This is a genomic window from Streptomyces sp. ITFR-6 (genome assembly GCF_031844725.1).
Lineage (GTDB): Bacteria > Actinomycetota > Actinomycetes > Streptomycetales > Streptomycetaceae > Streptomyces.
Genome location: NZ_CP134612.1, coordinates 4,098,484 through 4,122,374, shown reverse-complemented (window position 1 = coordinate 4,122,374; position 23,891 = coordinate 4,098,484). Strand labels below are relative to the sequence as shown.

The following is a 23,891-nucleotide window of genomic DNA, read 5'->3' as shown; positions in this document are numbered from 1 at the left end:
GCTCTTCTCCTGTCGGCCCCGTCTGTTCGCAGGCGGGGCCGATCTTTGTCAGCCTGATAGTCAGCCACCATGGTGCGGTAATGCGGTATGGAAGGACGGTTCCCGTGACGGAGGAAGTAGAGCTTCCCCAGGCGCCCGACGAGGCCCGGGAGGTGTTCGGTGAGTGCTTCCCCGAGGCTGTCCGGTACGCGGAACTGCTGGCCGACGCGGGGGTCAAGCGCGGGCTGATCGGTCCGCGCGAGGTGCCCCGGCTGTGGGAGCGGCACCTGCTGAACTGTGCGGTGCTCTCCGAGGTCGTCCCCGACGGCGTCACGGTCTGCGATGTGGGCTCGGGTGCCGGGCTTCCGGGCATTCCGCTGGCGCTGGTGCGGCCGGATCTGAAGATCACCCTACTGGAGCCCTTGCTGCGGCGGACGAACTTCCTCCAGGAGGTCGTCGAGCTCCTGGGGCTCGATCATGTGACGGTCGTCCGCGGCCGGGCCGAGGAGGTCCTGGGGACGCTTCAGCCGGTCCACGTGGTGACGGCCCGCGCGGTGGCGCCGCTGGACCGCTTGGCGGGCTGGGGAGTGCCACTGCTTCGCCCGTACGGCGAGATGCTGGCGCTCAAGGGTGATACCGCCGAGGAGGAGATCAACGGTGCGCGGGCGGCCCTGAGCAAGCTCGGTGTGCTGGAGACCGAGGTCCTGCAGGTGGGCGAGGGTATCGTTGATCCGATGTCCACCGTGGTGCGTGTGGTGGTGGGCGAGAGTCCCGGTGGTGTGAGGTTCGCCGCAAAGAGGGCCAAGGCCGCGAGAGTCAGCCGGACACGCCGTCGTCGCTGACCTGTCCGATCACGCTGTGCGCATGACCGTTACGCACCGTTTGGTGGTCGTATCGGGGATGCCTCGCACGGGGAGGTGTACGTACCCCGCGCGGAGTGTCGTGCCCCTGTAGCTACGCTGCAGGGGCATCGTGTTTCACGTGAAACGTCGCTCTCTGCTGCATGGAATTATCGGCCGCGGTCGTGCGGCTGCCGCGCCTCGCCATCGCAGGCCCGTTAGGGCTACGGAGTTGTCCACAGAAGTGGATTCGTCCACAGAAGAGCGGGCCTCGCTGGTTCGCGACCCCGAAAGCATGGCAGGCTCTGCTCATTGCGAGCCTGAAGTCGAGGAGGGTGAATCCTTGCGGTCCGACGCCAACATCGCGGGACCGATGACCGACCCGGTCCCCGGTCCCCGATCCGAATCGGCGGTGGACGGTGTTTCACGTGAAACACCGCCGCCGATGGACGACACACCCATCGGCCGCGCGGCCCAGCTGGCGGTCGAGGCCCTTGGCCGCGCCGGCGAGGGGCTGCCGCGACCTGACCAGACGCGCGTCATGGTGGTGGCCAACCAGAAGGGCGGGGTGGGCAAGACCACCTCGACGGTCAACCTTGCCGCGTCACTAGCCCTCCACGGTGCTCGGGTCCTGGTGGTCGACCTGGATCCGCAGGGGAACGCCTCCACGGCGCTAGGCATCGACCACCACGCCGAAGTCCCCTCGATCTATGACGTCCTGGTGGAGAGCAAGCCTCTCTCCGACGTGGTTCAGCCCGTCCCGGACGTCGAAGGTCTCTTCTGCGCCCCAGCGACCATCGATCTCGCCGGTGCGGAGATCGAGCTGGTGTCGCTGGTGGCGCGGGAGAGTCGACTCCAGCGGGCGATCCAGGCCTATGAACAGCCGCTGGACTACATCCTCATCGACTGCCCGCCCTCGCTCGGTCTCCTGACCGTCAACGCCCTGGTGGCCGGTGCCGAGGTGCTGATCCCGATCCAGTGCGAGTACTACGCGCTGGAAGGGCTCGGGCAGCTGCTGCGCAATGTCGACCTCGTACGGGGGCATCTCAACCCCGAACTCCATGTGTCGACGATCCTGCTCACCATGTACGACGGCCGGACCAGGCTCGCGTCGCAGGTCGCGGAGGAGGTGCGCACCCACTTCGGCAAGGAGGTGCTGCGCACCAGCATTCCGCGCTCGGTGCGGATCTCCGAGGCGCCGAGCTACGGGCAGACCGTGCTCACCTACGATCCCGGGTCCAGCGGCTCCCTGTCGTATCTTGAGGCGGCACGTGAGATCGCTCTGCGCGGGGTGGGATTGCATTACGAGGCGCAGCAGGCCCACACGGGCAGTCGGAACAGCCAGCAGAACACTTCGGAGGGGATCCAGTGAGTGAGCGTCGTAGAGGGTTGGGGCGAGGGCTCGGTGCCCTGATTCCCGCCGCTCCGCAGGAGAAGCCGGTCTCGTCGACCAAGTCCGGTGCGTCCTCTGCCGGGGCGGGTCCGGTCATGACGGCCGAGCGGGGAGTTGCTGCCGCCAAGGTGACGTCACTCGGTGCGGTGCCGGAGACGAGTGCTCCTGTTTCGGATTCGGCCGGGGCCGGCGGACCGAGCGAGGTGGCAGGGGCGTACTTCGCCGAGATCCTGCTCGATTCCATCACGCCGAACCCTCGCCAGCCCCGAGAGGTCTTCGACGAGGACGCGCTCGCCGAGCTGGTGACCTCCATCAAGGAGGTCGGTCTCCTTCAGCCGGTCGTCGTGCGGCAGACCGGCGCCGACCGCTTCGAGCTCATCATGGGCGAGCGGCGCTGGAGGGCCTGCCGTGAAGCAGGTCTGGAGCGGATCCCCTCCATCGTCCGGGCCACGGATGACGAGAAGCTCCTCCTGGACGCGCTCCTGGAGAACCTTCACCGGGCTCAGCTGAACCCGTTGGAGGAGGCGGCTGCGTACGACCAGCTGCTCAAGGAGTTCAAGTGCACGCATGACCAGCTGGCCGACCGCATTGGGCGATCCCGGCCGCAGGTGTCCAACACCTTGCGTCTGCTGAGGCTGTCGCCCCCGGTGCAGCGAAGGGTCGCTGCCGGTGTGCTCTCGGCGGGACACGCACGTGCGCTGCTCTCGGTGGACGACTCCGAGGAGCAGGACAAGCTGGCACATCGCATCGTGGCCGAGGGCCTCTCGGTGCGCGCGGTCGAGGAGATCGTGACGCTCATGAGCTCCAGGCCCACGAGCACCATCAAGGCCAAGGGACCGCGAGCCGGCGGTCGGCTGTCACCGGCCCTGTCCGATCTGGCATCCAGGCTCTCGGACCGCTTCGAGACCCGGGTGAAGGTCGACCTCGGTCAGAAGAAGGGCAAGATCGTCGTCGAGTTCGCCTCGATGGAGGATCTGGACCGCATCCTTGGCAGTCTCGCTCCCGGCGAAGGCCGTGTGCTGGACCGCAGTCCGGCGGAGGAGCAGTCTGAGAACGACGAGAGCTGACTTCTGAGCGACGGTGGGCGGGCTGTGTTCCGGTAGGACGGAACACAGCCCGCCCTTTGCTTTCTCTCGGTGTCAGCTTGATCCCTTCGTGGATACGATGCGTTCAGGTAGGCCACATCCGGTTGATCCGTCTCCGTGAACGGAGTGCACCGTCCGTCGCACGCGATGCGGTGGACGAGGAAGTGAGGAACAGCCTTCATGGGGCGTCGGCTCGCACCGCTCACGCTGGACAACCTCTCTGATCTACCCGAGCGCTGTCGTTCCTGTGTGTTCTGGGAACTTGATCCGGTGCGTGGGGCGGCCGCGGTCAAGGCCGGCAGGCCCGGTGCGGAGAAGGAGGCCTGGATCTCCGGTGTCCTGCTGGAGTGGGGATCCTGCGGCCGCGTTGTCTACGTCGATGATGTTCCGGTCGGCTTCGTCCTCTACGCACCACCGGCCTACGTCCCGCGGGCTGCGTCCTTTCCGACCAGCCCGGTCTCCCCCGATGCCGTTCAGCTGATGACTGCCCTGATCGTGCCGGGGTACCAGGGACAAGGCCTGGGTCGGGTCATGGTGCAGACCGTTGCCAAGGATCTGCTCAGTCGCGGATTCAAGGCGATCGAGGCGTTCGCGGACGCCCGCTGGAAGGAACCGGCCTGCGTGCTGCCTGCGGATCATCTGCTGGCAGTGGGCTTCAAGACCGTACGGACACATCCGTCGCATCCGCGGCTGCGGCTGGAGCTGCGTACGACCCTTTCGTGGAAAGAGGATGTGGAGCTGGCTCTGGACCGGCTGCTGGGTGCGGTCCAGAAGGAGCCGGTGCTGCGGCCGCTCTGATTCGGACGACGCACAGAGGTGTCGTAGTCGTATGTACGTGCCGTGAAACGTGAAACGGGCTCACCCCGAGGGGTGAGCCCGTTTCACGTGAAACATCAGGCAGCGGTTCTGCCTTATTCGGCGATGAAGCCTTCGAGGTCGCGAAGGATCGCGGCCTTCGGCTTGGCGCCGACGATGGTCTTGGCGACCTCGCCGCCCTGGTAGACGTTCAGCGTCGGGATGGACATGACGCCGTACTTGGCGGCGGTGGCCGGGTTCTCGTCGATGTTGAGCTTGACGATCTCGATCCGGTCGCCGTGCTCAGCCGCGATGGCCTCCAGCGAGGGGGCGATCTGGCGGCACGGGCCGCACCAGGCAGCCCAGAAGTCCACCAGTACGGGCTTGTCGCTCTTCAGGACGACCTCGTCGAACGAGTCGTCAGTCACGTTCTTCAGCGCGCCGGCCACGGCGGCCTCCTTAACTTCGCGGGGGTGTGAGTGAGGCTTGGATCAGACGGTGGCTGCGGCGGCGTTCTCGTCGTCGGCGAGCGCGGCAAGGAAGCGCTCGGCGTCGAGTGCGGCGGAGCAGCCGGTGCCGGCAGCGGTGATGGCCTGCCGGTAGGTGTGGTCGACGACATCGCCTGCGCCGAAGACACCGGTGAGGTTCGTGCGCGTCGAGGGGGCCTGGACCTTGAGGTAGCCCTCGTCGTCGAGGTCGAGCTGGCCCTTGAAGAGCTCGGTGCGCGGGTCATGGCCGACTGCGATGAACAGGCCGGTGACGGGGAGCTCGGAGGTAACGCCGGTCTTGGTGTTGCGCAGGGTCAGACCGGACAGCTTCTGCTCGCCGTGCACCCCGGCGACCTCGCTGTCCCAGGCAAACTTGATCTTCGGGTCTGCGAAGGCGCGGTCCTGCATGGCCTTGGAGGCTCGCAGCGAGTCGCGGCGGTGGACGATGGTGACCGACTTGGCGAAGCGGGAGAGGAACGTTGCCTCCTCCATCGCGGTGTCGCCGCCGCCGACCACGGCGATGTCCTGGTCCTTGAAGAAGAACCCGTCGCAGGTCGCGCACCAGGAGACGCCGCGCCCGGAGAGGGCGTCCTCGTTGGGCAGACCCAGCTTGCGGTGCTGCGACCCGGTGGTGACGATGATGCTCTTGGCGCGATGTACCGTGCCCGCGGTGTCGGTGACGGTCTTGATGTCACCGGTGAGGTCGACGGAGACAACGTCGTCGGGGACCAGCTCGGCACCGAACCGCTCGGCCTGGGCGCGCATGTTGTCCATGAGCTCCGGGCCCATGATTCCGTCCTGGAATCCGGGGAAGTTCTCCACGTCGGTCGTGTTCATCAGCGCGCCACCGGCGGTGACGGCACCCTCGAAGACCAGCGGCTTCAGAGAGGCGCGCGCGGTGTACAGCGCGGCCGTGTACCCCGCTGGGCCGGAGCCGATGATGATCACATTACGCACGTCGCTCACGGGTTTCTTCCTCGTCTCTGCAGACTGCCTACTGTCCACGCCTACTGGGGCCGGTTCAACGACTCTCACCCCACCCAACGGATCCTACGGGGGATGCATTCCCGACGTGCCCGGGGCGGCATCCGGCGTGATGCTCAGGGGCGGGCGTAGGCGTGGGTCAGCAGCAGCTTCCCCTTGACTCCAGGGTCCGCGCCGACGCATGCGGCATCGACGACGTAGGCCTCGACCCGGGTCGTGTCGGTGGGATGAGGAAGGACGACGAGGAAGACATCCGCGCCTTGATAGGTGCCCTTCTCCACAGCGAGGACGGCGGCGTTCCGTCCTATCCCCTTCTCCACACAGGAAGGGACAGTCACTGCCGGAGCGCGAAGTGGCGCCTGCGGGGACGCCGAGCCGGGAGGCTCGGTCTCCGGCGAGGACTTCGTGTCGATGGAAGGTGCCTGATTCTGGCCGGCCGGCTTCTCCGGGTCCGACGGTTCCGTGCTGGAACTCAGCAGACTCCGGACACGCTCTTGGACCGTGGACTGCGAGAACGCTTGCGAGTCGGATTTCTTGGCGCTGGTTCCTTGGTCAGAGGCACTGACATCGGCGGAGTTGTGTGACGTGGGGATGTTCTGCAGCAGGAAGACGCTGACACCGACTACGGCAGCACCCAGTGTGGTGCCGAGCACCGCCCTGCGGCGGCGTCGGCGCACGGGACTGCGGCCGGGACCGGTGGCAGCGCGCGCATGCCCGGCGGGGCGGTCCGCGAGCTCCTGCCCGCTAGCGGCCGGCTCTGTTTCACGTGAAACATCTGCCTCCGTGTCGGAAGCGGAAGCAACGGCACGGGCTTCGTCGGCGAGCGCGGCATCGATGCGGTCCGCTATGTCGATGGGCATGGCCTGCGGGGCAGGCATGGAGCCCAGCAGGCTGCGGATCTCCTCCAGCGAGGCCTGGACGTCGGAGCAGAGCTCGCAGCCGTCCACGTGGCGGCGGACATCAGCGGTGCGCGGAGGTGAGAGCACGCCCTCGGTGAGGTCGGAGATCTCTGAGACGTCCGGGTGCTGGGGCGTGTCGGTTGTCGATGTCATGTCCGCCCACCTCCGCCCTTCACTCCAGCTGGATCGCTTGTTCCCGCGTCTCTTGGCCCCGCTGCCGGTGGGACGGATGTCCTCGCCGTCCGGTTCCTTCCCGTATCCCGCTCACCGCTGTCCCCGGTTCCCCGGAGATGGGTGAGCAGCGGGGCCAGTCTGGCGCGGCCCCGGGCGCAGCGGCTCTTCACGGTGCCGACCGGCACGTCGAGGATGCGACCGGCCTCGGCCACCGGATACCCCTGCATATCGACGAGGACGAGGGCCGCACGCTGTGCGGCGGGGAGAGTGGCGAGGGCCGCGAACAGTTCGCGGTGCAGGTCCTGTCGCTCGGCCGGCGCCTCGGCGGACTCGTGCGGCTCCAGAAGCTGGTCGAGCCGCTCCGGGTCGTTGACGGGCGAGGTCTTCCGGGAGGACGCCTTGCGGATCCGGTCGAGACAGGCGTTGACGGTGATGCGGTGCAGCCAGGTGGTCACGGCGGACTGGCCGCGGAAGGTGTGGGCGGCGCGGAAGGCGGAGACGAGGGCATCCTGCACGGCGTCTGCCGCCTCCTCGCGGTCGCCCAGGGTGCGCAGAGCCACAGCCCACAGCCGGTCGCGATGTCGCCGTGCGAGCTCACCGAAGGCGTCCGGCTCACCGGCTACGTGGCTGGCCAGAAGGTCCTGATCAGTCGAGTCGGCGAATCTGGTGTCGTCCAACGGTGAGCCCCCTCCCTCGGTGCTGTCAGCTGGTGACCTTGATGTCCGAGATCTTGCCCCGGAAGGTCCCCTCGCTCGGCGGCAGCTTGGTGAGCCAGACCAGAAGGTACCGCGCCTGAACGGGCTCGCCGGGCTTGAGTGACACGTTTGTGCCCGAACCTTCGGCAACCTTGCTGAAACTGTTGGGCATTGTCGGTGCCGTGGCATCGCTGGAGGTGCGCAACTCGGCCGACGTGGTGCCGCCCAGGAACGTCACGTCCACCTTGCGGACCCGCTGGACCTCTCCGAGATCGAGTACGACCCCGACGCCTTCCTTCAGGTTCCCGAAGTCGGCGGAGTAGTAGCCGTCGGTGTGCCAGTACGTGTTCACGTCTCCGTCGTAGACGTGATCTATGTCCTGAGGCTTCTCGGTCCCGTCTCCGAGCGGGTCGAAGTCCTTGGCGCTGACGATCCGGACGGGCTTGCTCTTCTCGACCGGCGGGGCGTCGCCGTTCTCCGGGTTGCTCTGCGTGGTACCCGGGTCGCCCGACTTGCTGTCGCGGTTCAGGAGGGTTTCCGCGAGCTGCCAGCTGCCGAGGCCCAGTGCGGCGATGAGCAGCGCGGAGACGGCCCACTTGAGTGCCTTGCCGGTGCGGCTCTGGAGCGGGGCGGGCGGTACGGCGTGCATGGACTGGGTGGGAGGGGCGCCGGGTACGGCGGGACGTCCGTAGGTGCCCTGCTGGTAGGTGGTCCGCTGGTACTCGGGCGGTGCGGTGAACGTGGGCTCGGGCGGGCGGATGCGCGGCATCGCCGCGACTGCCTTGGACAGTTCGTCGGGCGTGGTGCACGGCTGCTCCTGGCGGGAGGCCGTGGCGCCGTCGTTGGCGAGCGCCCGCATGGCGATCTCGGAGAGGCCGCGGTGTACGCCGGCCCGTACCTGGTCGGGCGGGATCAGGCCCACGCCCTTGGGGAGCCCGGTGAGGCCGTAGGCGTCGCTCTCGTACGGCCAGCGCTGGGTCAGCGCGGCGTAGAGCAGGGCGCCGATCGCTTCGGTGTCGGCGCGCTGGGGGCCCTCGGAGGTGATGCCGCGCAGTGCCGCGTTCACCGCGAGACCGCGGATCCGGTACTGACCGGAGGAGCTGCGGAGCACCGCGCCGGGAGTGAGCCGCAGATGGGCCAGTCCCTCGCGATGCGCAGCTGCCATGGCCTGGGAGATCTGGCTGACGAGCTGGTAGGCGTCGTGGGCGTCCATCGGACCCGCGCCGAGCAGCGCGGTGAGCTCGGTGGCGTCCGGAAGCCATTCGTGAACGACGTAGACGAGGTCGTTCTCCTCCACGGCGTCGAGGACCTGCACGAAGCGGGGGTCGCCGAGCAGCGCGGAGGAACGGGCCGCGGCCAGCACCGAGCGGGCCTGCGGGTGGTCGGCGGGGAGGAGATGGACGCCCACCGCGCGACGCAGTTTCTCATCGACGGCGCGCCAGCTGCTGAAACCGTCCAGACGGGTGACGCACTCCTCCAGACGGTAGCGCCCGGCGAGTTTGTGACCGCTGTGCAGATCGGGGGAAGACACGGTGGCATCGGCGTCTGCCGGTTCGTCCACCGCTTCCTGGGGGCCTGCGCCCTTTGATTCCTGGGCTTCTGCCGTGCCGTCGGTCGTGGCCTCGTCCGCCTTGGCGGACAGCGGCTTGTTGCCGCTGTTGTCGGCCACGTCAACGGCAGCCGTGCTACGTTCCGCCACCGTCGTTCCTGCCTCCCCATCCGTTGCGCGATGCCAGCCAGCTCTGCACAGTCACGCCAATTGTGCCCATACTCCGGCACCATGCACGACACGCAGGGGCCGGAGATGGTTGTGCGGGCCGGTGATCTTCAGCGGCCGAGCCGTCCCCGGATCATGCCGACCATGCCGTTGATCTCTTCGATCCGCATCCGCTTCGCCGCGACGACGAAAACACCCAGCAGCACGATCCCACCGCAGACCAGCGCGAGGAGCGAGCCCGATGCGCCGTCGCCGAGCGCGTGGAGAAGGGCGAACCCCACACCGCCGCCGATCAGTGCCGCGGGGATCGCGGCGAGGCAGAGCCGGGCGTAGGTGCGCAGGACGTGGGCGCCGTCCAGATCGCCGCCCAAACGGTTCCGCAGCCGGCGCCACGCGATACCGACACCGACGGCGTAGGCGAGGCCGTACGAGGCCGCCATGCCGACCACCGCCCACTGGGCGGGCAGGGCGACGTAGCAGATGGCCGAGGCGGCCGCGTTGACCAGAGCGACGATGACCGTGTTGTAGAAGGGGGTGCGGGTGTCCTCGTAGGCGTAGAACCCTCGCAGCACCACGTACTGCACCGAGTAGGGGATCAGCCCGAGGCCGAAGGCCATCAGGATGTAGCCCATCGAACGGGCGGCCTCAGGACCGGTGGAGGCGTACAGCAGGGTGGAGATCGGAACGCCCAGGGCGAGGAAGGTGAAGGCGACCGGCACGATGGCCACGGCGGAGTTGCGCAGGCCCTGCGAGATGTCGTCGCGGACCGCGCCCGGGTCGTTGTCGTGGGCGGCACGGGAGATACGGGGCAGCAGGGCGGCCATGACCGAGACGGTGATGATCGCCTGCGGCATGCCCCAGATCAGCTGGGCATTCGAGTAGGCGAGGAAGCCCGCCCCGTCCCGACCGGACGCCTTACCGGCCGCGGTCGCCAGCTGTGTGACGACGATGACACCGGCCTGGTTGGCGAAGACGAACAGGACTGTCCACTTGGCCAGGCTGACCGTCTTGCCCAGCCCGTGCCCCTTCCAGTCGAAGCGGGGACGGAAACGGAAGCCGGCGTCGCGCAGGTACGGGATCATCGCCAGCGCCTGGACGATCAGACCGAGCAGGGTGCCGACACCGAGCAGCCGCACGCCCTCCGGCGGGATCGTCTGCACACGCATGTGGGAATCGGCGGAGGTGCCGTAGACCCAGATGAACATGCCGAAGGTGAAGATCATGACGATGTTGTTGAGGACCGGGGTCCACATCATCGCGCCGAACTTCCCGCGGGCGTTGAGAATCTGGCCCATGACGACGTGCACGCCCATGAAGAAGATTGTGGGCAGGCAGTACCGGGCGAAGGTCGTGGCCACGTTGTTGGCCGCCGCGTCGTTGGCGATCGTCGGCGACATCAGATGAATGAGCCAGGGCGCCGCGAAGACCGCCAGGGCGACGATCACGCCGAGCGCGACCATCACCAGGGTCAGCAGCCGGTTCGCGTAGGCCTCGCCGCCGTCCTCGTCGTCCTTCATGGAGCGGACGAGCTGGGGGACGAACACCGAGTTGAGGCCGCCGCCCACGGTGAGGATGTAGATCATCGTCGGCAGCGTGTAGGCGATGATGAAGCTGTCACCGAGCAGGGCCGCGCCGAGCGCCGCGGTGATCACCAGGCTGCGTACGAATCCGGTGAGCCGTGAGACGAGGGTGCCGGCCGCCATGACCGCACTGGACTTCAGCAGCCCGGAGGCCCGGCCGCCGGACTTCGGCGGTACGGGTGCAGGGGCCGGTTCTGGCCGTTCAGGGACGGGGGAGCCCGCCGGGCCCTCCTGGTCCCGGAAGAGGTGGGCGAACGCGTCGGGTTCGTCGCGCCCCGCAGAGGCCTGGGTGACGAGATCGTCCACGCCGACGAACTGGGTGGTCGCCGCGTCGTCGCCGTACGGAAGGTGCCGGGAGGGGCCGTCGGGCTCGGGCGGTGGAGTCTGTGCCCAGATCCGCGGGTCGGGGGCGTATGGGGCGGCAGGCGGCTGCTGGTAGAGCGGCTGCGGCTGCTGGTAGGTGCCGGGGGGCGGCGGCGGATGCGCCGCCCGGTCGTACAGGGCCTCGTTCACCGGATCCTGTGCCGAGAGGTCCTGCGCCCGGTAGGGGTCGTAGTCGTACGCGGCCTGCAGATACGGATCGTGTGCCGGTGGCACCTGCTCCGGATCAGGGGGCACCGGAGGACCGCCGGAAAACCCAGCTCCGCCCGTACCCTGACCGCGATCACCGTCGTACGGCGCGTTCATCGAAACCCCACCTCATCGTCCCCGGCCGACCGGCCACGACAGACATCGCTCAACGGTCCACTTTCTCACCCGTGCCCGACGGCTCCGTGCTTTCGGGACCGGTGTCCGGCGTCGGGTCACTCGGCTGCTCGGGTTCACTGCCGTCGTCGCCCGCCGCGCCGCCCGCGTTGGCGCGCTTGCGATGTGCATACATCCTGATGCCGGCGAGGACCAGGAGCAGCAGTCCGCCGGCGATCACGAGAAGGACGGTCGGCGTCAGCTCGGACACCTTCACGGTGAAGTTCATCTCCGCGCCGTACGGGGTGCCGTCCTCCGTGTACAGCTGGGCGGTCATCTGGACCTGGCCGTTGATGTTGGCCGCGGCGTCGAACTTCACGGACTGGCTGTGACCGCCGGCGATCTGGATCGGCTGCTCCGCCACAGCGCCGCCGTCGTTCAGCTTGAGCCGCGTCGCGTTCTCCGACTTCAGCCGCAGCACCAGGTGGTCGACGTCCTGCAACAGCCTGTTCTGCACCGTCACCGGGATGGTGGCGCTCCGCCCGGACAGGGTGACGTCCGACTTCGAGATCAGCTGGACCTCGTTGACGAGGCCCTGCAGATAGGTGCGCACCGAATCCCGGTACTGCTGGGCCTCCAGCGGCCTGCCCCGCCACGACGTCGACATGGAGCGGTTGACCGCGTTGCCGAAGGGGGTCACCACGCGCTCGGGCTGAGTGAGGATGACCTGGAAGTTGTTGAGGGAGGCCTGGGTGGACTTGATGTCCTGGAAGGCCTGGGTGGGCAGCTCCTGGCTGCGCAGCTTCTTCGGGTACCGGGACGTCCGGGGGACCTGTGTGGTCGCCTTCGCGTCGGGCTTCCCCTCGGCCGCCTGGATCAGCCCCTGGGACTGCGTCCAGCGATCGTCGTCGAGGGCGTGCAGGGCACGGGCCATCGTCTGGGCCTGGGCGACGGTCGGCATCCGCTGGGGCGCGACGACGACGCTGCGGTCCTTGTCCGTGTCCTGTTCGGCCAGGGAGAGCGTGAGGGCGAGGAACTTCTGCACGGCGAGCGTGGAGTCCCCGGCCTTCGTCATATCGCCCTGGAAGGCGGTGGAGAGCCGGGAGTCGGAGACCACGGCGGTGGTGCCGCCGCCGATCGGCCGGGCGGCGGTGGGCGTGTACACCAGGCCGCCGTTCTCCTGGAGGCTGTCGCTGCGGGAGATCACGTTGTGGGCGCCCGCCGATGTGGCCACGTCCACGATCGACGGATCGATGGCACCGTCGACCGGCCACGCGAAGTCCGTCGAGGGCTTCAGGTGCAGGATCGTCTGCACCGTCGTCACGGCCACCTCGCTGGCGTTCTGGAGGTGGCTCAGGGTGCCCGACACGTTCTTGCCGCGGTGCGCGATCGATGCCAGATCGGGATCACCGAACGGCAGCGCGATGACCTTGCCCTCGGTCACCGCCGCCTCCAGCGAGCTCAGCCACTGCTTGGCCACGTTCTGATTCGTACCGGCGATCGTGGTGTCACCGGACTTGACCCGGTAGTCCCGTGTCATCGCGTCCACGCTGGCCAGCAGGTCCGGGTCGATGACCCACGTCACGGGCAGCTGCCTGCCCAGCGACACCATCTGTTCCAGGCGGCCGCCCGGAGCGATCTCGGCGGCCAGCCCGTCATCGGCGAACACCGGGGTCTGCTGGGAGTCGGAGCCGGTCTCCGCGGTGAGGTGCGCCGCTGCGATCAGGGGCCAGGCGTAACTGATCCGGGGCTTGGAATCGCGGTCCTCGCTCTGCCAGGGGAGGAACGTCCGCTCGATCCCGAGCACCTGGTCGTACAGGGTGTGGGACGTCCGGCCCGACAGGGTGACGCCGAGCTGGTACACGCCGTCGTCGCCGAGCCCCAGCTTGCTGACCGGCACGGACAGGGTGAAGTCCTGGCTGATCCCGGAGGGCAGCTTGGCGATCTTCACCGTGTACTTGCCGCCGACCGGAGACGGGTCGGCACCGGGCAGATATCCCGTGCGCCGGTTGGCCGCGTCGATCGACGTCCTGCTGTAGAGCCGGGGGCCCACGCGCAGATCGACCTGAGCCGCGGTGACGGTCTCCTTGCTCTTGTTGGTCAGGGTGCCGGAGACGGTGAGGGTGTCCCCCTTCACCGGGGCACTCGGAGTCACCGTGTCCAGGGACACCGCGACCGTCCCGGAGCTCGTCGGGGCCTTGTCCGGCACGCCGGCCTGTGCCGCCGGAGCGGCTGCCCCGGCCAGCAGGGCGGCGATGAGCGGAGCCCCGGCGAGCACGGCGGCTGTGCGCCGCAGCCACCGGCGGGCAGGAGAGGGACTCATCCCTTGGAAGTCTGCCGCCTCGGCCACGCGCCTACCCGTCCCTCGTCGTCATGAGCTGCTGTCGATCGTCGTCCGTTGCTGCGTCCACGCATGGTAACGATGTGCGCGGCGGCTAAGTGCTGGGGTGTACGGCACATGATCGGGAGAGTCTCGCAGGGCTGAAGGAAACCATGACGTCCGGGCCGGTCCGGGCACGTACCCTTTTCTGTTGTGCCGAATGCCAATGAAGACAACGCCAGTGTCCTGACCCAGGTGCAGCACCGCGCAGTCAGTGAACTGCTCCGGGTGTCCCCGGTCGCCGACGATCTCGCCCGCCGATTCCAGGATGCCGGATTCAGTCTCGCCCTGGTCGGCGGCTCGGTCCGGGACGCACTTCTGGGCAGGCTCGGGAACGACCTGGACTTCACTACCGATGCCCGTCCCGAGGACGTCCTGAAGATCGTCCGGCCCTGGGCGGACTCGGTGTGGGAGGTCGGGATCGCCTTTGGCACGGTGGGCGCTCAGAAGGACGGCTACCAGATCGAAGTCACCACATACCGGTCCGAGGCGTACGACCGAACCTCGCGCAAGCCGGAAGTTTCCTACGGCGACTCCATCGAGGACGACCTCGTTCGACGTGACTTCACGGTCAACGCGATGGCTGTCGCGCTGCCGCAGAAGGACTTCATCGACCCCCACGGTGGCATCGAGGACCTGTCGGAGCGCGTCCTGCGTACTCCCGGAACCCCCGAGGAATCGTTCTCCGACGACCCGCTGCGCATGCTGCGAGCCGCGCGCTTCGCCGCGCAGTTGGACTTCGAAGTGGCTGCCGATGTGGTCGAGGCGATGACGGAAATGGCGGGGCGGATCGAGATCGTCTCCGCCGAGCGGGTCCGTGAGGAGCTCAACAAGCTCCTTCTCTCCTCGCACCCACGGAAGGGTCTGGCGCTTCTTGTCGACACTGGGCTGGCACAACAGGTCCTTCCCGAGCTCCCCGCGCTCCGCCTCGAAAGTGATGAGCATCACCGTCACAAGGATGTGTACGAGCACTCCCTGACCGTTCTGGAGCAGGCGATCGACCTGGAGGAGGACGGCCCGGACCTCGTTCTGCGGCTTGCCGCGCTTCTCCATGACATCGGCAAGCCGAGGACCCGGCGCTTCGAGAAGGACGGCCGGGTCTCGTTCCATCACCACGAGGTGGTGGGCGCCAAGATGGTCAAGAAGCGGATGACCGACCTCAAGTACTCCAACGACATGGTCAAGGACGTCTCGAAGCTGGTGGAGCTGCATCTGCGCTTCCACGGGTACGGCGACGGGGAGTGGACCGACTCGGCGGTCCGCCGCTATGTACGTGACGCCGGCCCGCTGCTGGAGCGGCTGCACAAGCTCACCCGCTCGGACTGCACCACGCGCAACAAGCGCAAGGCGTCCGCCCTCTCGCGCACCTATGACGCGCTGGAGGAGCGCATCGCGCAACTGCAGGACAAGGAAGAGCTCGACGCGATCCGGCCGGACCTGGACGGCAACGAGATCATGCGGATCCTGGACGTCGGGCCCGGACCGGTCATCGGCAAGGCGTACGCGTTTCTGCTGGAACTGCGCCTGGAGAACGGGCCGATGGAGCATGACGAGGCAGTGGCAGAGCTCAAGAAGTGGTGGGAATCGCAGGACTGAGTTCCGCCGGGCGGTACGGACGGGAGGGCTGCCGGTCATGTTTCACGTGAAACATGACCGGCAGCTCATACGGCGAGGGCGCTGTTTCACGTGAAACAGCACCCTCGCCCGGTCCCGCTTCCGTTCCGGAGGATCAGCCGCCGGGCTTGATCGGCATGAGGCAGAGCACCACGCTGCTCCGGCTCTTCCGGCTGCCCGAGGTCTCGGTGTACGCGACGTACTTCTTCGCGTCACAGAGATCGGTCTCGGAGGTGTCGTCGTGTACTGCGACGACCTCGAACTCGGCGGCGTTCGAACCGCAGTCAGCCAATTTCATGTCCGGGCTGAGGTTGGTGCCCTTGTTCTCCAGGCAGTCGCCTACCGCTGCGGCCTTGGCGTCGGACTCGAATATCTTGGCCCAGCCGAATTTGAGGCCCGCCAGTGCGCCGAGAGCCACCACGATGATGACGAGGTTGCGCACCGCGAGGAAGGCCTTCTTACCGCCGGACGGGTTCTGCGGCGGGCCCTGCGGGGGCATTCCCTGTGGAGGCATCCCCTGCGGTGCCGGGCCGCCGGGCGGGCCTCCCCAGGGCTGCTGCCCCTGATGCGGCGGATAGGGCTGCTGAGGCGCGCCGTATCCCGGCTGCTGCGGGTAGCCGTATCCGGGCTGCTGCGGTAGCCGTATCCGGGCTGCTGCTGCGGCGGGTAGGGCTGTTGTGGAGCCTGCTGCCCGTATGGTCCAGGGCCCTGCTGAGGCGGATAGGTCATGCGCGTACCCCCGTGAATCCTGCACTGCTTTCTTTGACGCGCGCACGCTATACGACCTCGCGGGTCCGGCTCCAGCGGTACAGGGCCACGGCCACCAGGGCGTAGAGCGCGGCCACTGTGATCACCACCGCGGCCGACCTGCCGTCAGGAGGCAGCATGAGAGCGGCTACACCGGCCGCGCCCACGAAGGCCACGTTGAACAGCACGTCGTAGAGCGAGAACACCCGGCCGCGGAAGGCGTCGTCCACCGAGGTCTGCACCACCGTGTCCGTCGCGATCTTCGCCCCCTGAGTGACGAGGCCGAGCACGAACGCGGCGACGAGCATCGGCGTGGGGGTGAACCAGAGCCCCAGCGCCGGTACGAGAGCGGCTGCGGCGGCCGCGCACACCGTCATCCAGCGGAACCGTCCGAGCCGCGCCACGGCCCACGGGGACAGCACCGCCGCGGCGAAGAACCCCGCCCCGGACACCCCCACCGCCAGACCGAGCAGCGCCAGCCCATGGGCCTCGGTGTCCGCCCAGGCGTACCGGCACAGCATCAGAACCGTCACCGTCAGCGCCCCGTAGCAGAAGCGGATCACCGTCATGGCGGCCAGCGCCCGTGCGGCGTGCCTGCGTTCCGCCAGATGGCGCAGCCCGTGACCGAGACCGCGGGCGGTCGTGGCCAGCGCCCTGCGCAGGGACAGGCGGCCGCTGCCCCGCTCCGGGCCGAGGAGCCCGGTGGCAAGGGTCAGGGACGTACCCGCCGAGGCGAGGTAGAGCCCAGCGCCCAGCAGCACCACCGCCGCGTCGGAGTCGGACAGCAGGAGCCGTACGACGAAGGCGAGGCCACCGCCCGCCGTCGCGGCGAGCGTGCCGGCGGTCGGGGAGAGGGAGTTTGCCAGCACCAGCCGTTCCTGGTCGACGACGCGCGGCAGCGCGGCGGAGAGGCCGGCCAGGACGAAGCGGTTGACGGCGGTGACGCACAGGGCCGATGTGTAGAAGAGCCAGTCCGGGGCGGAGCCCAGGATCAGGAGTGCGGTGCAGCAGGCGAGCCCGGCGCGCAGCAGGTTGCCGTAGAGGAAGACCTGGCGTCGGGGCCAGCGGTCCAGCAGCACTCCGGCGAACGGGCCGATGAGCGAGTAGGGCAGCAGGAGCACGGCCATGGCGGAGGCGATGGCGCCCGCCGATGTCTGTTTCTCCGGGGAGAAGACCACATGCGTCGCGAGCGCCACCTGATAGACGCCATCGGCCGACTGGGACAGCACCCGTACGGCCAGCAGGCGGCGGAAGTTCCGAAGGCGCAGGAGAACGCGCAGGTCGCGCACGACGGGCATGGGAGCAAGGGTCACATACGTTGAGGGGCCCGGGGGATGGCGAATTCGAGGGGTCGTTGCAACACGTGGTCGGTTGTTCAGGCCGCGGGTAGTTTATGCAGGTGCTCGGCTGGGGTTTCCCAGCCGAGCGTTTTGTGTGGGCGGCTGTTGAGTTCGGCGGCGGCGGCGTCGAGGTGGTCGCGGCTGTGGGTGGCGAGGTTGGTGCCTTTGGGGAAGTACTGGCGGAGCAGGCCGTTGGTGTTCTCGTTCGAGCCGCGTTGCCAGGGGCTGGCGGGGTTGCAGAAGTAGACCGGGATGTTGGTGGCGATGCTGAAGGCGTGGTGGGCGGCCATCTCGGAGCCCTGGTCCCAGGTGAGGGACCGCAGCAGGTGGGGCGGCGGTGTTTTCACGGTGTCGGTCAGGGCGTCGCGCATACTTTCGGCGCTGTGGTCGCCGGGCAGGTGGACCGGCATCAGGTAGCGGGTGCTGCGTTCGACGAGGGTGCCGATCGCCGATCCGCTGTTCTTGCCGATGATGAGGTCCCCTTCCCAGTGGCCTGGGACGGCCCGGTCTTCGGCCTCTGCCGGGCGGTCGCTGATCATGACCATCGGGGTCGTGAAGCGGGGCTGGCGTTTGGCTGCCTGGCGGTGGGGGCGGCGGCGGGCGCGGCCGGTCCGCAGGGCCCGGGTGAGTTCGCGCCGTAGTTCGCCGCGTCCTTGGACGTAGAGGGCTTGGTAGACCGTCTCGTGGGTCACGTGCGTCTCCGGCCGGTCGGGGAACCGTCTGTGGAGAGCGTGGCAGATCTGCTCGGGGCTCCAGCGCAGGGTCAGGTGGTCCTGGATGAAGTCCCGCAGTTCGGGGTTCTGGCCGATCTTCCCCGCCTTGGGGCGGGGCCGGCGGGTATCGGCGCGGGCCTGGGCGGCGTGCGGCCGGTACTGACCGTTGCCGGGGTGCCGGTTGCGGCGTATCTCACGGCTGACTGTCCACGGGCTGCGGCCCAGCTCGGCGGCGATCGCGCGGACCGTGGCCTTCTCCCGCAGCCGGTCGGCTATGTGGATACGGTCGGCCTCACGCAGGTAGCGGGACGGGCCAGAAGACGGCGCCTCCTGGTGGACCGGAGGCGCCGCCTTCTTCTTGCCGATGTGCGCGTGTGACCCGTCGCGCCACTTCCTGCCGGTCCGCAGGTTGATACCGACGATCCGGCAGGCTTCCCTGCTGCTGCAGCCCTGCTGCATGAGCTGGAAGCATGCCGCCCGCTCACGGGTCAGCTTCCGCGGCCCCTGCGGCCCCCGGTCCTTGCGTATCTCGAAGTCCATCGCATCCCCTGAGCTGGAGTGTTGCAACGACCACTAGAACTCAAGGATTACCCGGGGACCCTCAACGGTGCGGGAGCCCGGGAGCGTTACCGCTCCCGGGCTCCCGCACCGACATACCTGGGGCCGATCCTCCGGATTCAGCCTGAACCGGACAGCGGACCCTGCTCAGGTGGCGTCAGTTGGAGACGTCGCCCCGGATGAACTTCTCGACGTTCTCGCGGGCCTCGTCGTCGAAGTACTGGACCGGCGGGGACTTCATGAAGTACGAGGACGCGGAGAGGATCGGGCCACCGATGCCGCGGTCCTTGGCGATCTTCGCGGCGCGGACGGCGTCGATGATGACACCGGCCGAGTTCGGGGAGTCCCAGACCTCAAGCTTGTACTCAAGGTTCAGCGGAACGTCACCGAAGGCGCGGCCCTCAAGGCGCACGTACGCCCACTTGCGGTCGTCCAGCCAGGCCACGTAGTCCGACGGGCCGATGTGGACGTTGTCCGCACCGAGGTCGCGGTCGCGGATCTGCGAGGTGACGGCCTGCGTCTTCGAGATCTTCTTGGACTCAAGGCGCTCACGCTCAAGCATGTTCTTGAAGTCCATGTTGCCGCCGACGTTCAGCTGCATCGTGCGGTCCAGGACGACGCCCCGGTCCTCGAAGAGCTTCGCCATCACGCGGTGCGTGATGGTGGCGCCGACCTGCGACTTGATGTCGTCGCCGACGATCGGGACACCGGCCTCGGTGAACTTGTCCGCCCACTCCTTGGTGCCGGCGATGAAGACCGGGAGGGCGTTGACGAACGCGACCTTGGCGTCGATGGCGCACTGCGCGTAGAACTTCGCAGCGACCTCGGAGCCGACGGGCAGGTAGCAGACCAGAACGTCGACCTTGCGGTCCTTGAGGATCTGGACGATGTCGACCGGGGCCTCGGCCGACTCCTCGATGGTCTCCCGGTAGTACTTGCCGAGACCGTCGTGGGTGTGGCCGCGCTGGACGGTCACGCCGGCGTTCGGCACGTCGCAGAGCTTGATGGTGTTGTTCTCGCTGGCGCCGATGGCGTCCGAGAGGTCGAGGCCGACCTTCTTCGCGTCGACGTCGAAGGCGGCGACGAACTCGACGTCCCGTACGTGGTAATCGCCGAACTGGACGTGCATCAGGCCGGGCACCTTGCCGGCCGGATCGGCGTCCTTGTAGTACTCGACGCCCTGGACCAGCGAGGCGGCGCAGTTGCCCACGCCGACGATGGCTACGCGAACCGAACCCATTCCGGTTGCTCCCTGTGTGTAATGGATGTTCCTGATGAGGGCCCCGCGGATCTGCGGAGATCTCACTTGGCGGTGTCGCCGGACGGATCCGGCGGGTTGTTACCCCGCCGGGGCAGGCCGTCCGGCTCTCCTGCGGTGTTCTGCTGAGCTGAGCCCTCGGGCGAGGATCGTCGCTGATCCCGTCCCGACCGCTCGCTCTCGATGAGCTCGTTCAGCCAGCGCACTTCGCGCTCCACGGACTCCATGCCGTGTCGCTGAAGCTCAAGTGTGTAGTCGTCGAGACGCTCGCGGGTGCGGGCCAGAGAGGCACTCATCTTCTCAAGACGCTCCTCCAGCCGGCTGCGACGGCCTTCCAGCACCCGCATCCGCACCTCGTGCTCCGTCTGTCCGAAGAAGGCGAAACGAGCAGCGAAGTGCTCGTCCTCCCAGGAATCCGGGCCGGTGTGCGAGAGCAGCTCTTCGAAGTGCTCCTTACCTTCCGCCGTCAATCGGTAGACGATCTTGGCGCGGCGCCCTGCCAGAGAAGAGGAGGGGGCCACCGCGCGGCCGGAGCCGGGCGGAAGGTCTGGTGGAGCGTTTCCCGGCTCCTCGATCAACCAGCCATTGGCGACCAGCGTCTTGAGGCACGGGTAGAGGGTTCCGTAGCTGAAGGCGCGGAAGATCCCCAGCGATGTGTTGAGACGTTTACGCAACTCGTAGCCGTGCATCGGGGACTCGCGGAGCAGCCCGAGGACAGCGAACTCAAGGATGCCGGAGCGTCTGCTCAACCTCGCCTCCTCCTTCTCCGAGTGCTCTCGTCCGTCCCTGTGCCGGGCAGTTATGCCGAGCCGATGTACCGAGCTGATGTATCGACTCGATACATCAGCACGATAGATCGGAGTCTCCGCCGGGGCAAGGGCGGCCTTAGTGAACGGCGTCACATAACTAATTCTTGGGAACCGACTTGCGTAATTTGAGGTGAAGTTCGGTCCTAGGAGGGTTTTGACCGTGCGTAGTCTGTCCGGCATGCAGACCACCGGGAACCGCGTGACGCCCGACCGCGTCAGTCCCCGCGTACTGACCGGATGTGCTGCGGACGTGCCCGTCGCAGGGCTGGTCCGTAATTCGGGGGGACCGGATCTCAACTGCCGCTTCCAGGCGTTCTCGCCTGCCCGAGGAGTAGTCGTTCGATGAGCGAGCACCGTCGCAAAGCACCGCAGCCGCAAGGTGGCGGGCGCGCAGCGACCAGACGAGCCACCCAGCAGTCCTCAGGACGCCGCGCAGCACCGTCACGTAGCGTGACTTCTGAATCACCTTCCGGTCCGCACGGCGGGGAAACCCCGTACGGCGGGCGAGCCGCCGCGAGACGGGCCGCTCAGCGCGGTTCCGGCGGCCGCGGTGGTTCCGACGGCGGAGGACGGCGCCGGGGCTGCGGTGGCGACGACGGGGCCGAGGGCCCCGGCCGGGGCCGAGGGCGCGGAAGCCAGCGCCCGGCCAAGAAGCGCTTCATCGACTACCCGCGCGCCGGCAAGCACGGCGTACGGCGCTGGGTGCCGTCGTGGAAGCTCGTCTCCGGCCTGTGCATCGGCTTCGTGGGCCTTCTGATGGGCGTTGCCAGCCTCGCGTACGCGATGGTGACGATGCCCGAGGTGAACGATGCCGCGAAGGCGGAGAACAACGTCTACTACTGGTCCGACAACACGCAGATGGTCGCGACCGGTGGTGCGGCCAACCGCCAGGTCATCGCCTACGAACAGATCCCGGAGGCGATGCGCAACGCCGTCATCTCGGCGGAGAACAAGTCCTTCGAGCACGACAAGGGCATCGACCCGATGGGCATCGGCCGCGCCCTGTGGAACATGGCCAAGGGCGGCCAGACGCAGGGTGGCTCGACCATCACGCAGCAGTACGTGAAGAACTCGCGGCTCTCCCAAGAACAGACCCTGAGCCGGAAGGTCGAGGAGCTCTTCATCACGCTGAAGGTCGGCGAGCAGGGGAACAAGAAGGAGGTCATGGCCGGGTACCTCAACGTCTCGTACTACGGGCGGGGTGCTTCGGGTATCCAGGCGGCCGCCCGTACGTACTACGGCAAGGACGCCGCGAAGCTGGACCCGAGCGAGTGCGCCTTCCTGGCGACGCTGCTCAAGGGCGCCAGCTACTACGACCCGGCGGGTGCTCCGGACGTCGACCCGGAGCAGGCGACGCCGGCGAAGAACCTGGACCGGGCGAAGGAGCGTTGGCGGTGGATCCTGGACGAGGAGTTCAAGGACGGCCGGCTGTCGAAGGCCGATCACGACAAGTACCGGACGTTCCCGACGCCCAAGCCGCTGAAGAAGGACGCCCAGCTGGGCGGGCAGACGGGTTACCTGGTCGAGCTGGCCCGGAAGTACTTCCTCGCGAACAACACCCGCGGTGTCACCGCCGAGATGCTCAACCGGGGCGGGTACGAGATCCACACGACCTTCGACAGGAAGAAGGTCGAGCAGCTCAACAAGGCCGTCAAGAAGGTCTACGACGAGAAGATCGACCCCAAGAAGCGCCCCGACAAGGACACCCACGTCCAGTTCGGTGGCGGCTCGGTCGATCCGGAGACCGGTGCCATCAAGGCGATCTACGGCGGCAAGGACGCGACCCAGCACTACACCAACAACGCCGACCCGACCGGCGCCGCGGTGGGTTCGACCTTCAAGCCCTTCGTGCTGGCCGCCGCGATGGAACACGGCAGACGGGACCCCGAGCTCGGCGAGGACCAGAACGACTCGCAGCGCGAGAAGGTCTCGCCGCTGAGCGTCTACAACGGCGACAACAAGCTGAAGATCAAGAAGTACAACGGCCAGGTCTGGACCAACGCGAAGGGTGAGGAGTGGCTGCAGACCAACGACGGCAACCACTCCGAGGGCAACATCACGCTTCGTAAGGCGATGGAGGTCTCCGCCAACTCCCCCTACGTCCAGCTGGGTATGGACGTGGGCACGGACAAGGTGAAGGAGGCGGCGATGGCCGCCGGCCTGAAGGACGACGAGAACATGGCGAACTCGACCGTTCCGTCGTTCTCCATCGGTACGTCCTCGCCGAGCGTGATCCGGATGGCCGGTGCGTACGCCACGTTCGCGGCCAGTGGCCAGCAGCGGGAGCCGTTCTCGGTCACCCAGGTGAAGAAGCTCGGCGAAGTGATGTACCAGCACGAGACGGTCACCAAGCGCGCTTTCGACAACAACGTGGCCGACAACGTGACCGACGTGCTCAAGAACGTCGTCGAGCACGGTACGGGTACGCCCGCGAGGCTTCCGGGCCGCGATGTGGCGGGCAAGACGGGTACGACGGACGACAACCTCTCCGCCTGGTTCGTCGGCTACACCCCGCAGCTCTCGACGGCGATCAGCATGTACCGGCTGGACGACAACGAGAAGCACAAGGACCGTAAGTTCGAGAAGATGTACGGGACCGGCGGCGAGGAGAAGATCCACGGCGCCTCGTTCCCGGCCCAGATCTGGCACGACTACATGGCGGAAGCCATGCAGGGCAAGAAGGTCGTGGACTTCCCGAAGGCGGAGCCGATCGGCGACAAGCTCTACGGCGGCGGCGCGAGCAGCCCCAAGCCGACGCCCAGCTACACGCCCCCGCCGAGCCCGTCCATAACGCCGTCCGACACGCCCCCGCCGAGCGCTCCGGCCTCGCCGCCGTCGCCGCCCGACCCGACGGAGAGCTGCGGTGCCTGGGACTGGAACTGCCAGAACAACAACGGCGGTACGTCCGACGGAGGGGACAACAGCGGCGCCGACGCCGGCACGACCGGCGGGGACGACGGCGGCACACCCGGTACCACGGAGGGGACAACGGCCGGCAACGGCGATCCCGGTGGCTCCAGCCCGCCCGCCGGCGACGGAGGGAACGGCAACGGCAACGGGAACGGCAACAACGGCATCCTCGGAGGTGCGAACGGGTAGCGGCCTCCGCCCGGCCGGGCAGGCCGGCGCGGGGCAGTCCGACAGCCATGGCGAGGGCCGC

General features: G+C 67.9%; 18 protein-coding genes. 6 read left to right on the top strand and 12 right to left on the bottom strand.

Translation table 11 applies throughout. From position 1 onward, the window contains the following. Positions 1 to 104: 104 nt before the first annotated feature. From rsmG to RLT59_RS18610, 4 genes are all read left to right on the top strand, one after another. Complete coding sequence (gene rsmG, locus RLT59_RS18625) at positions 105 to 821, top strand: 16S rRNA (guanine(527)-N(7))-methyltransferase RsmG (RefSeq protein ID WP_024489509.1); 717 nt, start codon at positions 105 to 107, stop codon at positions 819 to 821. Between the two features lie 292 nt (positions 822 to 1,113). Continuing rightward, positions 1,114 to 2,190: a ParA family protein gene (locus RLT59_RS18620; protein ID WP_311307769.1), complete on the top strand. Its 1,077-nt coding sequence runs from the start codon at positions 1,114 to 1,116 to the stop codon at positions 2,188 to 2,190. After that, entirely contained in the window at positions 2,187 to 3,278 is a 1,092-nt protein-coding gene (locus RLT59_RS18615) for a ParB/RepB/Spo0J family partition protein (protein WP_311304446.1), read from the top strand. Before RLT59_RS18620 ends, RLT59_RS18615 begins: the two co-directional genes overlap by 4 nt. 198 nt (positions 3,279 to 3,476) lie before the next feature. Beyond that, complete coding sequence (locus RLT59_RS18610) at positions 3,477 to 4,094, top strand: GNAT family N-acetyltransferase (protein ID WP_311304445.1); 618 nt, start codon at positions 3,477 to 3,479, stop codon at positions 4,092 to 4,094. A gap of 113 nt (positions 4,095 to 4,207) precedes the next feature. Here RLT59_RS18610 and trxA read toward each other — a convergent pair whose 3' ends face one another. The 7 genes from trxA to RLT59_RS18575 all read right to left on the bottom strand — a co-directional run bounded on the left by trxA (position 4,208) and on the right by RLT59_RS18575 (position 13,662). After that, on the bottom strand, positions 4,208 to 4,540 hold the full coding sequence (trxA, locus tag RLT59_RS18605) for a thioredoxin (protein ID WP_073733236.1): 333 nt from the start codon (positions 4,538 to 4,540) through the stop codon (positions 4,208 to 4,210). A 42-nt stretch (positions 4,541 to 4,582) separates the two neighbouring features. After that, positions 4,583 to 5,545, bottom strand: a complete 963-nt coding sequence (trxB, locus tag RLT59_RS18600) for a thioredoxin-disulfide reductase (protein WP_311304444.1) — start codon at positions 5,543 to 5,545, stop codon at positions 4,583 to 4,585. Positions 5,546 to 5,679: 134 nt separating this feature from the next. Then, positions 5,680 to 6,615 (bottom strand): anti-sigma factor family protein, encoded by a 936-nt coding sequence (locus RLT59_RS18595; RefSeq protein ID WP_311304443.1) that lies wholly within the window; start codon positions 6,613 to 6,615, stop codon positions 5,680 to 5,682. Further along, complete coding sequence (gene sigM, locus RLT59_RS18590; protein ID WP_311304442.1) at positions 6,612 to 7,313, bottom strand: RNA polymerase sigma factor SigM; 702 nt, start codon at positions 7,311 to 7,313, stop codon at positions 6,612 to 6,614. Before sigM ends, RLT59_RS18595 begins: the two co-directional genes overlap by 4 nt. Before the next feature lie 25 nt (positions 7,314 to 7,338). Then, complete coding sequence (locus tag RLT59_RS18585) at positions 7,339 to 9,030, bottom strand: protein kinase family protein (protein WP_311304441.1); 1,692 nt, start codon at positions 9,028 to 9,030, stop codon at positions 7,339 to 7,341. Between the two features lie 128 nt (positions 9,031 to 9,158). Further along, the gene (gene murJ, locus RLT59_RS18580; RefSeq protein ID WP_311304440.1) at positions 9,159 to 11,315 is read right to left on the bottom strand and encodes a murein biosynthesis integral membrane protein MurJ; all 2,157 of its coding nucleotides are present in this window, start codon (positions 11,313 to 11,315) and stop codon (positions 9,159 to 9,161) included. A gap of 49 nt (positions 11,316 to 11,364) precedes the next feature. Then, the gene (locus RLT59_RS18575; RefSeq protein WP_311304439.1) at positions 11,365 to 13,662 is read right to left on the bottom strand and encodes a DUF6049 family protein; all 2,298 of its coding nucleotides are present in this window, start codon (positions 13,660 to 13,662) and stop codon (positions 11,365 to 11,367) included. A 183-nt stretch (positions 13,663 to 13,845) separates the two neighbouring features. Here RLT59_RS18575 and RLT59_RS18570 point away from each other — a divergent pair, with 183 nt between their 5' ends. After that, positions 13,846 to 15,288: a CCA tRNA nucleotidyltransferase gene (locus RLT59_RS18570; RefSeq protein ID WP_311304438.1), complete on the top strand. Its 1,443-nt coding sequence runs from the start codon at positions 13,846 to 13,848 to the stop codon at positions 15,286 to 15,288. A gap of 133 nt (positions 15,289 to 15,421) precedes the next feature. Here the strand turns inward: RLT59_RS18570 and RLT59_RS18565 are convergent, their stop codons facing one another. The 5 genes from RLT59_RS18565 to RLT59_RS18545 form a co-directional block, all read right to left on the bottom strand. Beyond that, positions 15,422 to 15,805 (bottom strand): LppU/SCO3897 family protein, encoded by a 384-nt coding sequence (locus RLT59_RS18565; RefSeq protein WP_311304437.1) that lies wholly within the window; start codon positions 15,803 to 15,805, stop codon positions 15,422 to 15,424. 277 nt (positions 15,806 to 16,082) lie between these two features. Next, positions 16,083 to 17,351: an MFS transporter gene (locus tag RLT59_RS18560; RefSeq protein WP_311304436.1), complete on the bottom strand. Its 1,269-nt coding sequence runs from the start codon at positions 17,349 to 17,351 to the stop codon at positions 16,083 to 16,085. Between the two features lie 77 nt (positions 17,352 to 17,428). Beyond that, the gene (locus RLT59_RS18555) at positions 17,429 to 18,565 is read right to left on the bottom strand and encodes an IS30 family transposase (RefSeq protein WP_399126920.1); all 1,137 of its coding nucleotides are present in this window, start codon (positions 18,563 to 18,565) and stop codon (positions 17,429 to 17,431) included. 256 nt (positions 18,566 to 18,821) lie between these two features. Then, positions 18,822 to 19,904, bottom strand: coding sequence for an inositol-3-phosphate synthase (locus RLT59_RS18550; RefSeq protein ID WP_311304434.1), 1,083 nt, complete (start codon positions 19,902 to 19,904; stop codon positions 18,822 to 18,824). A gap of 62 nt (positions 19,905 to 19,966) precedes the next feature. After that, positions 19,967 to 20,671 (bottom strand): helix-turn-helix transcriptional regulator, encoded by a 705-nt coding sequence (locus RLT59_RS18545; RefSeq protein ID WP_311304433.1) that lies wholly within the window; start codon positions 20,669 to 20,671, stop codon positions 19,967 to 19,969. Positions 20,672 to 21,073: 402 nt separating this feature from the next. On the opposite strand from RLT59_RS18545, the gene RLT59_RS18540 reads away from it, so the two are divergent. Then, positions 21,074 to 23,830: a transglycosylase domain-containing protein gene (locus RLT59_RS18540; RefSeq protein ID WP_311304432.1), complete on the top strand. Its 2,757-nt coding sequence runs from the start codon at positions 21,074 to 21,076 to the stop codon at positions 23,828 to 23,830. Positions 23,831 to 23,891 lie beyond the last annotated feature (61 nt).